General features: G+C 68.4%; 14 protein-coding genes and 2 tRNA genes. 10 read left to right on the top strand and 6 right to left on the bottom strand.

Annotated elements, in window-relative coordinates; all coding sequences use genetic code 11:
* From ACV4UX_RS05725 to ACV4UX_RS05705, 5 genes are all read right to left on the bottom strand, one after another.
* Positions 1-879: cache domain-containing protein (locus ACV4UX_RS05725; RefSeq protein ID WP_491592361.1), on the bottom strand; the 879-nt coding region annotated here is incomplete at its 3' end.
* 163 nt (positions 880-1,042) lie between these two features.
* Positions 1,043-1,729 carry an LrgB family protein gene (locus ACV4UX_RS05720; RefSeq protein ID WP_491592360.1) on the bottom strand — a complete coding sequence of 229 codons (687 nt, stop codon included), beginning with the start codon at positions 1,727-1,729 and terminating at the stop codon, positions 1,043-1,045.
* A complete protein-coding gene (locus ACV4UX_RS05715) occupies positions 1,717-2,088 on the bottom strand; it encodes a CidA/LrgA family protein (protein WP_491592359.1) in 372 nt (123 codons plus the stop codon). The genes ACV4UX_RS05720 and ACV4UX_RS05715 overlap by 13 nt, the downstream gene beginning before the upstream one ends.
* 178 nt (positions 2,089-2,266) lie before the next feature.
* The gene (locus tag ACV4UX_RS05710; protein ID WP_491592358.1) at positions 2,267-4,561 is read right to left on the bottom strand and encodes a type VI secretion system Vgr family protein; all 2,295 of its coding nucleotides are present in this window, start codon (positions 4,559-4,561) and stop codon (positions 2,267-2,269) included.
* A 176-nt stretch (positions 4,562-4,737) separates the two neighbouring features.
* Positions 4,738-6,945 carry a PAS domain S-box protein gene (locus ACV4UX_RS05705; RefSeq protein ID WP_491592357.1) on the bottom strand — a complete coding sequence of 736 codons (2,208 nt, stop codon included), beginning with the start codon at positions 6,943-6,945 and terminating at the stop codon, positions 4,738-4,740.
* A 109-nt stretch (positions 6,946-7,054) separates the two neighbouring features.
* Here ACV4UX_RS05705 and ACV4UX_RS05700 point away from each other — a divergent pair, with 109 nt between their 5' ends.
* From ACV4UX_RS05700 to ACV4UX_RS05690, 3 genes are all read left to right on the top strand, one after another.
* Positions 7,055-7,372, top strand: coding sequence for a hypothetical protein (locus ACV4UX_RS05700; RefSeq protein ID WP_491592356.1), 318 nt, complete (start codon positions 7,055-7,057; stop codon positions 7,370-7,372).
* Between the two features lie 301 nt (positions 7,373-7,673).
* On the top strand, positions 7,674-8,330 hold the full coding sequence (locus ACV4UX_RS05695) for a type II toxin-antitoxin system HicA family toxin (RefSeq protein ID WP_491592355.1): 657 nt from the start codon (positions 7,674-7,676) through the stop codon (positions 8,328-8,330).
* 9 nt (positions 8,331-8,339) lie between these two features.
* Positions 8,340-8,756 (top strand): type II toxin-antitoxin system HicB family antitoxin, encoded by a 417-nt coding sequence (locus tag ACV4UX_RS05690; protein WP_491592354.1) that lies wholly within the window; start codon positions 8,340-8,342, stop codon positions 8,754-8,756.
* Positions 8,757-8,961: 205 nt separating this feature from the next.
* On the opposite strand, the gene ACV4UX_RS05685 is transcribed toward ACV4UX_RS05690, so the two are convergent.
* A tRNA-Arg gene (locus tag ACV4UX_RS05685) sits at positions 8,962-9,038 on the bottom strand.
* 156 nt (positions 9,039-9,194) lie between these two features.
* On the opposite strand from ACV4UX_RS05685, the gene ACV4UX_RS05680 reads away from it, so the two are divergent.
* The 7 genes from ACV4UX_RS05680 to pth all read left to right on the top strand — a co-directional run bounded on the left by ACV4UX_RS05680 (position 9,195) and on the right by pth (position 15,328).
* Positions 9,195-10,610 (top strand): DegQ family serine endoprotease, encoded by a 1,416-nt coding sequence (locus tag ACV4UX_RS05680; protein ID WP_491592353.1) that lies wholly within the window; start codon positions 9,195-9,197, stop codon positions 10,608-10,610.
* A complete protein-coding gene (ispE, locus tag ACV4UX_RS05675; protein WP_491592352.1) occupies positions 10,607-11,479 on the top strand; it encodes a 4-(cytidine 5'-diphospho)-2-C-methyl-D-erythritol kinase in 873 nt (290 codons plus the stop codon). The genes ACV4UX_RS05680 and ispE overlap by 4 nt, the downstream gene beginning before the upstream one ends.
* Before the next feature lie 254 nt (positions 11,480-11,733).
* Positions 11,734-11,808 (top strand) — tRNA-Gln (locus ACV4UX_RS05670).
* Positions 11,809-11,830: 22 nt separating this feature from the next.
* Positions 11,831-12,787, top strand: coding sequence for a ribose-phosphate diphosphokinase (locus tag ACV4UX_RS05665; RefSeq protein ID WP_491592351.1), 957 nt, complete (start codon positions 11,831-11,833; stop codon positions 12,785-12,787).
* 31 nt (positions 12,788-12,818) lie between these two features.
* Entirely contained in the window at positions 12,819-13,418 is a 600-nt protein-coding gene (locus ACV4UX_RS05660) for a 50S ribosomal protein L25/general stress protein Ctc (protein ID WP_491592350.1), read from the top strand.
* 96 nt (positions 13,419-13,514) lie between these two features.
* A complete protein-coding gene (locus ACV4UX_RS05655) occupies positions 13,515-14,714 on the top strand; it encodes an SGNH/GDSL hydrolase family protein (protein WP_491592349.1) in 1,200 nt (399 codons plus the stop codon).
* Positions 14,715-14,725: 11 nt separating this feature from the next.
* Positions 14,726-15,328, top strand: coding sequence for an aminoacyl-tRNA hydrolase (gene pth, locus ACV4UX_RS05650; protein ID WP_491592348.1), 603 nt, complete (start codon positions 14,726-14,728; stop codon positions 15,326-15,328).
* The last annotated feature ends 57 nt before the right edge of the window (positions 15,329-15,385 follow it).

The raw sequence follows: 15,385 nt of genomic DNA, 5'->3' as shown, positions 1-15,385 counted from the left end.
GACCGCCAGCCAGACCAGATAGGTTTGCGTCACGGCGTCGGCCCTGGAGAATAGCGACTCCTCGGGGACGCCCACGAAGAGGTTCAGGTAGGGTTCCTGTCCGGGTTTGAGGCTCAGGCGGCGCACGGCGTACACGTAGCGCCGCCCGCCCGTGCCCGTGTCCAGGAAGGTCGCCTCCCGCCCCAGGCCCCGGATGCGCTCCCAGATGTTCAGGGCGATGGGCGCGCCCAGGGGGTTCTGCTCGCTGGCCGGGAAGCGGTAGAGGCGCTGGCCCCTGGCGTCCGCCAGGCCCACGAAGGAGCGCTTGGGGAGCATGGCCTTCTCGAAGGCGGGGGCGAGGTCCTGCAGGCGCAAGGTGGCGATGAGCACGCCCAGCAGGTAGCCCGCATCGCCCTGCACGGGCAGGGCGAAGGGCAGCACCTGCACCCCGCTCACACGGCCCACGGCGTATTCGCCCACGGCGAATTCCCCCGTTCGCGTGGCGTCCACGAACTCGCGACGGTTGGAGAGGTTCTGGCTGGTGAAGGGCAGGGCGGAGGCCACGGCGTTGCCGGCCACGTCCAGCAGGGCGAAGTTCACGTAGTCGGGATTGCCCGCCAGGGCCTGGCGCAGAAAGGGCGTGGCCTCTTCCGCCGAGAGGGAGCGCACCTCCGACAGCGCCGCGAGCCGCGCGAGCACCGTCTGGATGCGCCGGACCTCGGTCTCCTGCTGGGCGGCGTAGTATTCGGACAGGATGGCGGTGGCCTGCGCGGCGTGCTCCAGTTCCTGGCCCCGGCGCTCCCATCCGGCGAGGAGCACCACGGCCGTCATGGGCAGCACCCCCGCCAGCACCACAAGGAACAGATTGAGCCGCACGGAACCGGGCAGACGCCATTTCATGGAACGTCCTGTGCCGCACGGCCGTTCTGGATCACGCCGGAGAGACTCATGTCGCAACGCCTAACACCTCAGGCCGTCCGAGGGCAACACGCCGCAAAGAGGAATCAGGAGGAAACCTGCGGACGGCGCGACGCCGCGCCGCGAAATGGCCGCGCCAGGACGCTCACCCCAGCAGCCAGACGGCCAGGGGCGCGAAGAGCGCCGTGAACACGCCCGCCAGGATCATGGCCAGCCCGGCCATGGACCCCTGGGCCTCGCCCTCCTGCAGGGCCGCCGCCGTGCCCTGGGCGTGGGACACCGTGCCCAGGGCCAGGCCACGGGCCACCGGGTCCTCCACGCCCGCGCGCGTCAGGAAGGGCGCGCCCACCAGCGCCCCCAGGGTGCCCGTGGCCACCACGAAGGCCGCCGCCAGGGGCGGCACCCCGTCGTAGAGCCGGGCGATCTCCACGGCAAAGGGGATGGACACCCCCTTGGGCAGGATGGACATGACCACCTCGCGCGGCATCCCTCCCAGGCGGGCGATGGCCCCGGCGCACAACATGGCCGTGGCGGCCCCTGCGGCCACGCTGGCCAGGATGGGCAGGGCGTAGAGCCGCAGGAGCGTCCTGTGGCGGTAGAGGGGCACGGCCAGGCCCACGGTGGCGGGGCCGAGCAGGAAGGTCATGAGGTCCCTGGCCGGGGCGTAGTCGCCCAGGGGCGTGTCCGTGGCCAGAAGCAGGCAGGCCACCAGGGCAGCCGAGAGCACCACCACGTTGAAGAGCGGGTGCGGACGGCGCATGGCCAGCCAGCGCACCAGCACGTAGGCCGCCAGGGTGGCCGCCACCAGGAGCGGCACGGTCAGCTGTCGCACGGCCTGCCCCGCCTGTGCAGCCACTGGGTGAGCCGCCCCACCAGCCAGAAGGGCGCGAAGGAGCTCACCAGCACGGCGGCGGCCAGCACGGCCCAGTGCTCGGCGAACACCGCGCCCCACTCCATGAGCCCCACCGTGATGGGTATGAAGAAGAACACCAGGTGGCGCAGCAGGAAGTCCGCAGCCGCAGACACGTGCTCCAGGCGCACCACGCCGAGGCAGAGCAGCGTGAAGAGCAGCGCCACCCCCACCACGTTGCCCGGCACGGGGAGCCCGGTGGACTCCACCAGCCAGCAGCTCGAACGGTAGATGGCCCAGAGGATGGCGGTCTGCCAGAGGAAGGTGAACAGCCGTTGCATGGGGAAGCCTCGCGCGATGCGCCGCAGCGCAGAGGCCGTGGGTATCCGAGCCGGACCGGGAATGCAACCGCGAGGGAGGCGAAGGATCGCCGCAGAGCCGCGACGTGCGGCCCGGGCGGGCGACCCTGCGCGATCGGGCTGCCGGGAAGGGGACGGCGCGTCCTGGCGCGCCCGGGCCTCAGGTCACGTCGAAGGTGCCCGCCACCACCACCTTGGAGGCGGCGGTGATGGTGCCGTCGCCGAAGGTGAGGTCCACGTTGGCGAAGTCCATCTCCAGGGAGGCCCCGCTGAGGCTCGTCTCGCCGAAGGCCTGGTTGAGGGTGGCGCCGGTCTGGTTGAGGTCGTCGATGGCGTGGGTGGCGCTGGGACAGGTGACGTTCATGTTCGCGTAGGTCTGCTTCAGTTCGGTGCCTTCCTCCTGGTAGGTGAGCACCACGCGCCTGCCCGCGTTGATGTAGAGGGTGTCCTCGGGATAGACGCGCACACTTTTGAGGGCGGTAATCTCCAGGTCGGCGTATCGGATGTTGGTTTCGCCGGAGTTGAAGTTGTACGTGCCGTAGTCCTGGGTGCAATCGGCCAGGGTGGCGGTGTGCGCGGTCCCGGCCACGGACGAGGTGACGCACAGGTGCTTCACCCAGGAGGTGAACTTGGTCACGTCGGCGCTTTTCACGTCCTTTGTGGGGCCGATGGCGATCTTCATGCAGGGGCCGATGTAATTGGTCGAGTAGAGCCCCATGGTGGTGGAGGAGTTCTCGCCCAGGATGATCGTGTTGGCGATGGCCGCCTTCAGGGAGAACCACTGGGGCGTGGTGATGGCGATGCCCTTGGTGGCCATGGTTTCCACGGTGTTGCCGATGGCCTGCCCGGCCGCCCTGTCGGCCTGGCCCTGCTGTTCCGCAGAGTCGCCGCTCCCGCCCATGTAGGGCGGGTCGTTGGGCGCGCCGATGCGGATGAAGTTGCCGTCGGCCTGGGAGTGCAGCAGGATGCGCTCGGAGCCCTCCAGGTCCTCCATGTGGATGCGGTTGCCGCCCGCCGTGGTGACCACGGCCTGGGTCTGGTTGGCGCCGGTGACCATGGAGGGGGCCTCGGGGTTGTGCAGCGCGCCCAGGATCACGGGGCGGTCCGGGTCGCCTTCCTGGTGGATCACGGCCACTTCCGCGCCCTTGTGCAGGGGGAAATGCATGCCGTGGCCCTGCCCGCCGTAGGGCTGCACCATGCGGATCCAGGCGGAGGCCCGGCCGTCGGAGCGCCCGGACACGTCGAAGGGCATGATCACCTTGTAGCGGCCCTCCTCGTCGAGTTCGGCGTACTTGCCCGAGCCCTCGGCGTCCACGTGGGCCAGGATCGTCCCGTGCAGGCGCGGCCTGGGGGTCTTGATCTCGGAGCGGTACTGCACGTCGGAGGGGATGGCCGCGAAGGCGTTGCGGTAGAAGAGGCGGTCGCCCAGGCCCTTCACGCCGAGACCGGCCGTGAGCCAGCTCTCCTGCGCGCCCTCGTGGCGCGATTCCACGACCAGGTAGCCCCGGTTGAAGTCCTGGCGGGGATGCCCCTCCAGATGGGCCAGGTAGCCCGGCTGCACGGTGGGCGCGCTGGTCTCGCCGAAGAACATCCTGGCCCGGCAGCCCAGCGACTGCGCCCGGACCCCCGCCAGGAACGCAGCCTGATGCAGCGAGCGCATGTGCCCGCCGTGCACGTACACCCTGCCCGCGCCTCCCTCGCTCACCTGGGCCGTGGCCTGGATGTCCAGGCTGGGGGTGCGGTAGTTGTAGTCCTTCACGAGCACCTCGCGGGGCAGCCGCGTCAACTCGCACTGGAAACGCTTCACGCTCCGTCCGGCCACAGGGCCGTCCAGGCCGGAGACCTCGCCGTAGGCCAGGCTCCCCCCGCCGGGGTGGGGCTCGTGCACCTCCAGGCTGTCGGTGAGCACCATGCGGCCTGCCGGTCCCTCCTGGTCGAAGTAGAAGTAGAGCCCGTTGCGCTCGGCCCAGCGGGAGACGAAGTTGAAAAGCGTCTCGTTGTACTGGCAGACGTACTCGCGCCGGGGGTAGTTGCCGGAGATGCGCATCTCGAAGTCGATGCCCTGGGCCAGGCCGCCTGTCTTGAGGCTCTCGCGCAGGTTCTGCGCGAGGTCCTGGTTCAGGAAGATGCGGTTGTGTTGCACCTGGGTGAGCAGCCAGGCCCTGGGCACGAGCACGGCCTTGTAGAAGGCGTGGGAGCCCACCGTGCGCGCCAGCTTGAACTGGCGCAGGATGCCCTTCCAGATCACGTCGCCGCCCTCGGGGCGTTTCACGGTGAAGACGGCCAGGGACTGCAGGGCGTTCTCCAGGTCCAGTTCCACCCGGTCGCTCAGGAGGGTGATCTCGAACTCGTAGAGCCTGGAGAGGCCTTCCGCGCCAGTGAAGCGCACCACATGGAAGGTTTGCGGGTCCAGGCCCGAGAGGGTGAACGTGAAGGCGGGGCGTTCCATGACCATGGGTGTCCTCCCTGCGCGTGGAACCCGGCGCGGCCGGGAGGCGCATCAGCCTGTCGCGGCGTCGCGCGCCCGGCGGTCGGGCCGACCTGTCCCTGGCCGAGGCGGCCGGGGCCGATCCTGACCTGTACGGTATCCTTTCGCGTGCGATGCAACAAGAAAAATGCGCGCGGCGACGCTCAGGTTCGTCCCGGGGGCTGCTCCGCCTTGGTGTCTCCCCCGCAGGGGAACTCCAGCGTGAAGCTCGCCCCCAGCCCGGAGGCGTACGAAAGCTCGCCGTGCAGCTGCTCGGCGAGCATGGAGACGATCTGCATGCCCAGGGTGGTGGTGCTGGCGGGGGAGAAGCCCTCCGGCAGGCCCGCGCCGTCGTCGGCGACGCGAAGGGTGAGGCGGCCGTCCGCCTGGACCGCCGACACCGCGATGCGCCCTGCGGAGCGCCCGGCAAAGGCGTGCTTGAGGGCGTTGGTGACCAGCTCGTTGACGATGAGCCCGAAGGGGATGGCCTGGTCCAGGCCAAGGCTTGCGCCCCGGGCGTCGATCTCCAGGCGCAGGTCGCGCCCTCCCCTGTAGGCCTCCACCAGCCCGGACAGGAACTCCCGCAGGTAGTCCTCCAGGGAGATGGCCGTGAAGTCGCGCGAGCGGTAGAGCCGCTCGTGGATGAGCGCCATGGACATCACGCGTCCCCGGCAGTCGGAGAGCACCTGGCCGACCCCTGGGCTGTCCTGGCCGGACTCCTGGAGGCTCAGAAGGCTGGAAATGATCTGGAGGTTGTTCTTCACCCGGTGGTGGATCTCGCGCAGGAGGACCTCCTTCTCCAGAAGCGAGGCGGCCATCATCTCCTCGGTTTCCTTGCGCTGGGTGATGTCCAGGGCCACCTGCACGCGCACCCGCCTGCCGTCGAACCAGTCCAGGATGCGGTCGTGGTTGATGAGCCACCTGCCCGTCAGCGGGTTGCGGTCCTCCCAGACGTTCAGGGCGTCCCCGGCCGAGGGGTCCAGCTTGTCCAGGGAGCAGCTTTCGCAGGCTAGCTCCCTGCCGCGGAACACCCTGAAACAAAGGCCCCCTGCGGTTTCCACGCCCAGGGAATCCTTGAGCGCCCTGTTCATGAAGAGCACCTCGCGGCTCACGGCGTCGATCACGTTCACGAAGGCCGGTATGCCGTCCAGGATGGCGGCAAGAGTCTTGTTGGCCGCAGCCAGGCTTTGCTCAGCCTCCCTCCGAAGAGTCAGGTCCGTGACCACGCCCAGCAGGAAGGGCCTGCCGCCCAGCTCCAGGCGCACCGCCCGGACCTCCACGGGAAGCAGCCTGCCGTCCGCGCGCCTGTGGCAGGATTCGAACGTGGCGGCGGGCTGCCGCGTGAGCAGGTCGTGCATGGCTTTCAGGTCCGGCGGGGGGGCGGAGGCGTCCAGATCATGGATGCCCATGCGCAGGAGTTGATCGCGTCGAAAGCCGGTCTGCCTCACAGCTGCGGCGTTGACCTCCACGAAGCGCCCCTGCTCGTCGGCCATGTACAGGGCGTCGGCCACATTCTCCACGACAGCTTGCAGACGCTCCCTGTTCTCCTGCAGGGCTTCCAGGGCCTCCTTGCGCGTGGTGACGTCCTGCACGATGGAGAACAGATAGGTGCGCCCTGAGATGTCCACCGGGTTGGCGAACACCTCCACCGTTCGCACCTCGCCGCTCTTGAGCCTGTGCTTGAACAGGAAGTGCTGCTGCCCCCCTGCGGCGGCCTTTTTGCGCAGCGTCTCGACCTCTTCCGGCGGCAACGTGTTGATCTGGTTGATGTTCATCGCGCGCAACTCGCCCAGCGCGTACCCGTAGAAGGCGGCGGCCCCGTCGTTGGCCTCCACGATGCGCCCGTCGGAGGGGTCGATGAGCAGGAAGGGAACCTTGTTGCCGTGGAAGAGCATCCTGAAACGCCGCTCGCCGCGCGCAAGCTCCGCCTGGAGCTTCTCCATGTAGGCCATGATGATGGCCACCGCGGCCAGGAGTCCCAGGGACGCGCCGATGAGGAAGCCCCACGGGGCGAACCAGGCCACCGGACGCAGAAACGGATAGTCAAGGTGGTGCAGTCCCCACAGGATCATGGCGACGCCCGCGATGCGCCCCCCCACGCTCTCCTTGCCCGCGATGCGCCAGAGCACCGTGCCGTTGAAGACCTGGCTCGCCCCGAAGAAGAAATAGTTGGGGACGTAAAGCAGCGGCGGCGCGACGCCCAGCGCCAACGCCACCGGGGGCCAGAGCGCGGCCAGGCCCACCAAGGCGAAAAACCAGCCGCCTACCGGACGTTGCGCATACCGCAAGGACCCCAGAAGCAGGAGCGATCCCGTCACGGCCACCAGGGTCTGCTCCAGGAGCATCAGCCCCGCGAAGGGACCGGCGAGCACATTGAACAGAATCGCGACGTTGCGCAACGCGTGAGAAAGCCAGGCACATCCCCACAGGAGCAGGGGAACGCTGCGATACTTCGCATACAGAAAACAATAGAGAAACGTGATGATCGTGAAGCAGACTGTCCCGGCGGACAGAGAGATCGGCAGCCAGCTGTTCATCAGCGTCATCCTGTCATTGAACTTACGGTGCGACACCGTGAGACAGGCCCATGAAACGACAGAGCCGACGGGAAAAACCACCAGTATTTTCCAGATACATCGGCGCAGCCTTCGTGGCAATCGCCAATCGGCGGACGGGGATGCGCGCACGGGCAAACGACGGGTCGAAAAGAACAGGCGCTCCGGCCGACATCGGCTGGAGCGCCTGCGCGTTCCGGGGTGGTGGTCCCGACAGGATTCGAACCTGTGGCCTGCCGCATAATGAGCGGTTGTTACAGGCCTCACCTGGCTTCACAGAATTTCACGTTTATCTTTTACTGTAGACAGTTTACGTCATATTCATCCTCAGCGTACTTCACCAGAAATCACCCTGCTTCGTCGAAAGAGTGGGGAGAGAGTGGGGAAAGGATTCGACCTGCCGCTTGTGGAGAAGGTTTTGTCACCCTGGAATGACTCTCTCCCCATTTTCTCCCCACCTTGAGAGGTAAGCTATGGCAGACACTTGGATTTCCTCGAAGTTCCCGTGCGTCAGGTTCTACGAGCACGCCAGCCGAAAGCGCGGCGTGAAGGTCGACCGCTACTTTGCCATCCTGCTCAAGGAGCGCCAAACCGACGCCGAGGGCAACCCTCTGATGTTCCCCTCGGAGACGGGCGGGCGCGTGGCGCAGGTGTCCGAGACGTTCAATCGCGTGGTCAAGGAACTCGGACTGAATAACGGCATCCAGGACGCCCGGCAAAAGGTGGTTTTCCACACCCTGCCCCACACCTGCGCGAGCTGGCTCGTGCAGAACGGCGTGCCCCTCATCACCGTGGGGTGGCTCCTGGGGCACTCCACCACGGCCATGACCGAACGGTACAACCACCTGGCCCCGGACCACTTCCGGCAGGCAGTGGACACCCTGGAGGCCGTCAGGCGTAAGAAGCCGGGCAAGGTGGCGAGCATCAACGGCGGCCCCGAGAATGCGGCGGGTAGTCCCCCGTCGGCCCCAAGCCAACAACTTGACGATGTATCATACGAGATATATTTTGCGGATATGAACGGGCGCGAGGTCATCAAGAGGTTGGAGGCCGCCGGGTGGAGCCTGGACCGTGTGAACGGAAGCCACCACATCCTGATAAAGGGCGAACGGCTTGTATCTGTTCCAGTTCATGGGGCGCGCGACGTGCCCACGGGAACGCTGGCCGCGATTCAGCGCCAGACTGACGTCAAGTTCAAGTAGGAGGCCACCATGAATATCCGCTACCACGCCGTCTTCGAACCCCAGCCCGAAGGAGGCTTTTTTGTGCGCTTCCTCGACTTCGAGGACACCTTCACGCAGGGGGAGACCGAGGAGGAGTGCCTGTTCAACGCAGCAGAGGTGTTGACAGGGATGCTCGCTGCTAAGCTGGACCATGGCTTCGCCATCCCGGCGCCTTCTTCCGAAGCGCCCGATTCGCACGCCATCGCACCGGATGCCAAGGTGCAGGCCGCCCTTCTGGTGCGCTTCGCCCGTGGGGATCGTACCCTGGCCGAGCTTGCCCGCGCCCTCGAAACCTCCTGGCCGTCCGCCAAGCGCCTGGAAGACCCCCGGCATTGGCCTTCGCTCAAGACCTTGGACCGCGCCGCCGCCGCCATGGGCAAGCGGCTCGTGCTGGCCTTCGAGTGAGCCACCCTGACCTGATGCCGACCCGGCGCCTTGGAGCCCACGGCCAGGGCCGGGCGTACATCCGGGGATGGTTCGAGGTGAACAGACTGTCCGGCTTCACCCGATTTCCCCAGGCGTCTTTCGAGATTGGGGGACAGGCGGGGGACAAATTGGCCAACCATCGAAAAAGGGCTTCCAGCATGACGCTGCAAGCCCTTGATTTCCATGGTGGTCCCGACAGGATTCGAACCTGTGGCCTGCCGCTTAGGAGGCGGCCGCTCTATCCACCTGAGCTACGGGACCGGACGGGAAGGCATAGATAGTCAAGCAGCCCCGCCGGGTCAACCTCTTCCTCGGCCCGGGGGCGCACCCGCCGGACCTGTTTACATTCCCCGCCGGAGGCATATAGTCGCCTTCTCGCAATCATCCGCCCGGCTCGCCGGGCTCCAGGAGACATCCATGCCCCGCGCCCTCCGCGCCGCCCTCGCAGGCCTGGCCCTTGTCCTCGCGCTGCCCTTGGCCCCGTTCGCCGCAGCGCTCCCCGACTTCGCGGACCTGGCCGAGAAGGCCGGTCCCGCCGTGGTGAACCTGAGCACCACCCGCACCGTCAAGACACAGGACCGCATGCGCGAGTTCTTCAAGAACCATCCCAAGGGATTCGAACAGTTCTTCGAACAGTTCGATCGATTCTTCAAGGAAGACGGACCCACCAGCCGCCAGCGCTCCATGGGCTCGGGCTTCCTCATCTCCAAGGACGGCCTCATCGTCACAAACAACCATGTGGTGGAGGACGCCGACGAGATCAAGGTCCACCTGCGCGGCAAGGACAAGCCCCTCCCGGCCAAAATCGTGGGGCGCGACCCGGAACTCGACCTGGCCCTGGTGAAGATCGACAACGGCGCGGACCTTCCCTTCCTCGCCTTCGGCGATTCCGACGCCCTGCGCGTGGGCGCCTGGGTGATGGCCATCGGCAACCCCTTCGGACTCCAGAACACAGTCACTGCGGGCATCGTCAGCGCCAAGGGGCGCGCCATCGGGGCCGGACCCTTCGACAACTTCATCCAGACGGACGCCTCCATCAACCCCGGCAATTCCGGCGGCCCCCTCCTGGACCTCGAAGGCCGCGTGGTGGGCATCAACACCGCCATCGTGGCCTCGGGGCAGGGCATCGGCTTCGCCATCCCCGCCTCCATGGCCAAGGCCGCCATCGAGGACCTCAAGGAGCAGCAGCCCGTCAAGCGCGGCTGGCTGGGCGTCTCCATCCAGGACGTGGACGAGAACACCGCCAAGGCCCTGGCCCTTGCCGAACCGCGCGGGGCGCTGGTCACCACCGTGATGGAAGGCGAACCCGCCGCCAAGGCGGGCGTCCAGGTGGGCGACGTGATCCTCTCCGTCAACGGCCGCCCCATCAAGGACACCAACGGCCTGCTCCAGGCCGTGTCGGCCATCCGACCCGGCGGAAAGGCCGAACTGAACGTGTGGCGCAAGGGCAAGGACGTGCGCCTCGCCGCCGTGACCGGCCAGCGCGACCCCTCCCGCGTGGCCCAGGCCAAGCCCGGCGAGGAGCAGAAGCCCGCCCGAACCTCCCTGGGCCTGAGCCTGCGCCCCCTCACCCCGGAGGAGTCCGGCAGGCTGGGCGTCACCCCGGGCGCGGGGCTGGGCGTCACCGAGGTGGAACAGGGCTCCCCGGCCGACGAGGCCGGGCTGCGCCCCGGCGACGTGATCCTCGAGGCCAACCAGACCCCGGTGAACTCCGTGGCGGCCTTCAACGCCGTGCTCGAAGGCGACGCCAAGGCCAAGGGCGTGATCCTGCTGCTCGTCAAGCGCGACAAGCAGACCCTCTTCAAGCCCGTGCCCCTGGCGGAAAAGCAATGATCCTGCGCGTCGGCTGCAAGGTGAACCTGCACCTGGCCCTCAAGGCGGTGCGCCCGGACGGCTACCACGAACTCTCCACGCTCTTCGTGCCCGTGGCGGAGCCTCACGACGACCTGGAGATCGAACCCTGCGACGGGCAGGGCCTGACGCTCGCCTGCTCGGACAAGGCCCTGGAGACGCCCTCCAACCTGGCGGCAAAGGCCTACGAGGCCTTCGCGCAAGCCACGGGCAGCCGCCCGGGCGTGCGCGCGCGCCTGACCAAGCGCATCCCCTCGGGCGCGGGCCTGGGCGGCGGCAGCGCCGACGCGGCGGCCATGCTGGCCTGGCTCAACGCCCGGGCCGGGGAGCGCGCCCTCGCGCCGGAGGCCCTCTCGACCCTGGCCGCGTCCATCGGGGCGGACGTGCCCTTCTTCCTGCTGGGTCGACCGGCCTGGGCCACGGGCATCGGCGAGCGCCTCGTGTCGGCGGACGTGGACCTGGCGGGCCTGACCATCCTTGTGTGCGTGCCCGACCAGCGCGTGAACACGGCCTGGGCGTACCGCGCCTGGGACGCGGCCAACGGCCTGGACCGGCAGCGCCCCGGCCCCAACCCGGCCCCGGCCCTCCCCGGGGGGCTGGAGGCGGCCCTGGCCGCCGGGCGCGTGCTGGGCAACGATTTCGAGCCCGTGGTGTTCCGGGAGTTCCCCGCCGTACGCAGCCTGAAGGAGCGCCTGCTGGCCCTGGGCGCGGCCGGGGCCTGTCTTTCCGGCTCCGGTTCGGCGGTGTTCGGCCTCTTCCGCGAGGAGACCGCGGCCGAACGCGCTGGCGCGGCCCTGTCCGCCCAAGGCGTGGAGGTGTTCGCCAGCGCGCTCCAACCGCCCCGCCCTTGACAAGCCCGGCCGCCCCGAGTATGCGGCCGTTTTGCGTTTCCGGCGCGGTTCGGGCCACGGGCGTGCGAGCCCGGGGCCTTCACGTGTCCTTGGGGTCCGTGCCCGACGGCGGCCCGGGATGCCCGGAACGCCAGTTCCGGCGGCGCGGTCGCGCCGGACGCGGCGAGCGCCGCGCCTTGCGATGGACGGAAAGCCTGTCCGCCCCCCGGGGCGGGAGGCGTTTTTTGGGCACTGCGCGGGCCGCATGTCCGCACTGGGGAGTCGCCAAGCGGTAAGGCACGGGGTTTTGGTCCCCGCATCCGAGGGTTCGAATCCTTCCTCCCCAGCCACACTTTTTCCGACGGGGCATCCATGGCAACCCACGGGGACTTGAAAATACTCACCGGCAACGCCAACCCTGAGTTGGCCAAGGCCATCTGCGACCATCTGGGCTGCACGCTCCTGCCCTCCATGGTCAGCAAGTTCTCCGACGGCGAGATCCGTGTGGAGATCGGGGCCAACGTGCGCGGATCCGACGTGTTCGTGATCCAGCCCACCTGCAACCCCGTGAACTACCACCTCATGGAGCTCTGCCTGATCCTGGACGCCCTCAAGCGCGCCAGCGCCTCGCGGGTCACGGCCGTCATGCCCTACTACGGCTACTCCCGGCAGGACCGCAAAGTGGTGCCGCGCGCGCCCATCAGCGCCAAGCTGGTGGCGGACTTCCTCCAGGTGGCGGGCATGCACCGCCTGCTCACCGTGGACCTCCACGCGGGCCAGATCCAGGGCTTCTTCAACGTGCCCGTGGACAACCTCTACTCCATGAGCCTCCTGGCCGAACACGTGGCCGAAACCGTGGAGGGCGACATCGCCGTGGTCTCGCCCGACGCGGGCGGCGTGGAGCGCGCGCGCAGCTTCGCCAAGCGCCTGGGCTGCGGCCTGGCCATCGTGGACAAGCGCCGCGACGCCCCCAACCAGGCCAAGGCCATGCACGTGATCGGCAACGTGGAAGGCAAGACCTGCGTGCTGGTGGACGACATGATCGACACCGCCGGAACCATGGTCCAGGGCGCCCACGTGCTGCTGGAGAACGGCGCCAAGACCGTGATGGCCGCCGTCACCCACCCCGTGCTTTCGGGGCCTGCCATCGAGAGGCTGTGCAACTCGCCCTTCTCCCGGGTGGTGGTCACCAACACCATCCCGCTCTCGCCGGAGGCGCAGTCCTGCGAGAAGATCAAGGTGCTGTCCGTGGCCGGTCTGCTGGCCAAGGCCATCCACAACATCCACACCGAGTCGTCGGTCAGCGTCCTTTTCAACAAGACAAGCTAGCTCGCCGCCAGGCGGAACAAGGAGATATCCCATGAAGGAACAAGTGAGCCTCACCGTGCGGGCCCGCGACGCCAAGGGCAAGGGCCCCAACCGCCGCATGCGCGCCGAAAAGCTGATCCCCGGCATCTACTACGACGACAAGGGGCTGAACATCCCCGTGGTCGTCGAGGATCTGCCCTTCCGCAAGGCCTACAAGAAGGTGGGCTCCTCCCGCGTCTTCGATCTGGTCATCGACCAGGAAGGCCAGACCCAGAGCCATCCCAGCCTCATCTGGGTGGTCCAGAACCACCCCTGGAAGAACCAGGTGGACCACGTGGACTTCTACGGCGTCGACCCCAAGAAGCCCATCCACGTCCACGTGCTCGTGGAGATCACCGGCAAGGCCAAGGGCGTGGCCGTGGGCGGCAAGCTCGAGATCCACCGCGAGACCATCGAGGTGGTCTGCCTGCCCGCCGACATCCCCGACAAGATCGTCATCGACGTCACCGAGCTGGCCATGGGACAGCACGTGGACGTGAAGACCCTGGTCATGCCCCAGGGCGTCAAGGCCGTCTTCGACCAGAACTACGCCATCGTGGGCGTCATCAACCCCGCCGCCGAGGGCGAGGAGGAAGGCGCGGCCGGCAAATAGCCTCCGCGCGCCCGACGTCTTCCCGAGCCGGGACGGGCCTCGCGCCGGTCCCGGCTCTTTCGTTGACGCTCCACCCCGCTCACGGGAGGACCAGCCATGCGGCTTCTGAAACGACTCTGCCTCTTCGCCGCCGTGTGCGCCTGCCTCTTGGCCGCGCTCTCCGCGGCGGTCTACCACCTGCCCTGGTCCGCCCTGCAGGGGCTCCCCGAGGCCAAGCGCGACCAGCTCGTCTCCCTGGGCGTGGTCTCCCCCGCCTCGCACCCGCTCTACCGCGAATGGCTGCTCAACTTCGTGCGCACGCCCGAGGCCCCCAGGCCCTCCACCTACTCCCTGGACACGCCCCCGGCCTACGGCGGCCGACGCACCATCACCGTGGACGACGCCCCCAGCGACGCCCTGGGCTTCGCCAACGCCATCAAGCCCTCCCAGGCCCGGGTGCTCTTCGTGGGAGACTCCTTCTGCAACGGAGCCTCGGCGGGCACCAACCTCTCCCCCCCGGCGCAGTTCGCCAGGATCACCGGCGCGAGCGTCTACAACGCCAGCAACGGCGGCTACGGACCGGCCCAGTACCAGCGCATCCTGGAGCGCGTCACGCGTTCGCTGCCCCCTGGCGAGCGTTTCGAGGGCGGGGACGTGGTGGTGCTCTCCTACCTGGGCAACGACCTCTCCTCCGACAGCCTGCTCTACCTGGAGCGCCTGGAGAGCATCCGCCACGCCTGGCGCTGGCAGCTCACCCTGGGGCCTCTGCGCGCCTGGGCCCGCTACCTCTGGGACTCCCGCAAGGGCCAGGCCCTGCCCTACGGCCCCCAATGGAACTACTCCAACGTGCCCATGGCCTGCGCCACACCGGACGGCCAGCCCTTCTCCTGGCATCCCGGCTACGCCAGCTACCTCTTCCGCGAAGGGCTCGACGCCCAGTTCGAGGTGGCCGCCCGGCTCTTCGAGGGCATTGCCGCCCAGGCTCCCCAGGGCGGGAAGCTCCGCCTCGTGCTCGTGCCCTCCTCGCTCCAGGCCCTGGAGAAGGACATCGACTGGGCCAGGCTCGCCCCCGGCAGCCCCCCGGCGCGCGACCTGCGCCCGATCATCGAGTCCATGGACCGCATACGCGAGAAGGGCGTGGCCCTCTTCGGGAAGCTGGGCTTCGACGTGCTGGACCTCACCCCCATCTTCCGGGCAGACCCCGACCGCTGCCTCTACTACCAGCCCGAGGACACCCACTGCACCGCCAGAGGCTACGAGGCCATCGCCCGAGCCATCGCCGCCCGCTGGCCGGAGCTGGGGCGCTCCGAGCGATAGGAACCTTCCCCATGCCTCCCCGCGCTCTCATCGCCGGGCTGGGAAACCCCGGCCCCAAGTACCAAGGCAACCGCCACAACTTCGGCTTCCACGTGGCCGACGCCCTCCTGCAGGCCGGATCGGCCCGGGGGCTCTCCATGGGCAAGGAGGGCGAACTGGCCGCCCTGCGCCTGCCCGGCGTGGAGGGTGAGGTGCTCGTGCTCAAGCCCATGACCTTCATGAACCTCTCCGGGCGCGCCGTGGCCTACGCCCTGCGCTACTACCGCCTCGCCCCGGCCGACCTCCTGGTGCTCCACGACGAGCTGGACCTGCCCCTGGGTCGCCTGCGCATGAAGTTCGGCGGCGGCCTGGCCGGGCACAACGGGCTCAAATCCATCGCCCAGGAGACCGGCACCCAGGACTTCGCGCGCCTGCGTCTGGGCATCGGCCGCCCCCCGGGGCGCATGGACGTGGCCGCCTTCGTGCTCCAGGACTTCCGCAGCGAGGAGCGTTCCGCCGAGGAGAAGGTGGTGGCGGCCGCCGTGGCCGCCGTGCGCCTCTACCTGGCCCAGGGCCTGGAGACCGCCCAGCGCGAGGCCGGGGCCTTCAACGCCGAGCCTCCCAAGGCGGAGTGACGCCGGGAACAGGCGGACGCTCCCGGAATCCCCCCGCGCCGGACTCCTTCCGCGCCT

Source organism: Fundidesulfovibrio sp., from assembly GCF_058402725.1.
Note: the sequence above shows the minus strand (reverse complement) of the source record. Positions and strands in the feature narration are given on the sequence as shown.

What these genes read in the sequence shown, in the direction of transcription:
- ACV4UX_RS05715 (WP_491592359.1), bottom strand. Translation starts at nt 2,088, where the DNA reads ATGCAACGGCTGTTCACCTTCCTCTGGCAGACCGCCATCCTCTGGGCC.
- ACV4UX_RS05710 (WP_491592358.1), bottom strand. Translation starts at nt 4,561, where the DNA reads ATGGTCATGGAACGCCCCGCCTTCACGTTCACCCTCTCGGGCCTGGAC.
- ACV4UX_RS05700 (WP_491592356.1), top strand. Translation starts at nt 7,055, where the DNA reads ATGATCGTGAAGCAGACTGTCCCGGCGGACAGAGAGATCGGCAGCCAG.
- ACV4UX_RS05690 (WP_491592354.1), top strand. Translation starts at nt 8,340, where the DNA reads ATGAATATCCGCTACCACGCCGTCTTCGAACCCCAGCCCGAAGGAGGC.
- ACV4UX_RS05680 (WP_491592353.1), top strand. Translation starts at nt 9,195, where the DNA reads ATGCCCCGCGCCCTCCGCGCCGCCCTCGCAGGCCTGGCCCTTGTCCTC.
- ispE (WP_491592352.1), top strand. Translation starts at nt 10,607, where the DNA reads ATGATCCTGCGCGTCGGCTGCAAGGTGAACCTGCACCTGGCCCTCAAG.
- ACV4UX_RS05665 (WP_491592351.1), top strand. Translation starts at nt 11,831, where the DNA reads ATGGCAACCCACGGGGACTTGAAAATACTCACCGGCAACGCCAACCCT.
- ACV4UX_RS05660 (WP_491592350.1), top strand. Translation starts at nt 12,819, where the DNA reads ATGAAGGAACAAGTGAGCCTCACCGTGCGGGCCCGCGACGCCAAGGGC.
- ACV4UX_RS05655 (WP_491592349.1), top strand. Translation starts at nt 13,515, where the DNA reads ATGCGGCTTCTGAAACGACTCTGCCTCTTCGCCGCCGTGTGCGCCTGC.
- pth (WP_491592348.1), top strand. Translation starts at nt 14,726, where the DNA reads ATGCCTCCCCGCGCTCTCATCGCCGGGCTGGGAAACCCCGGCCCCAAG.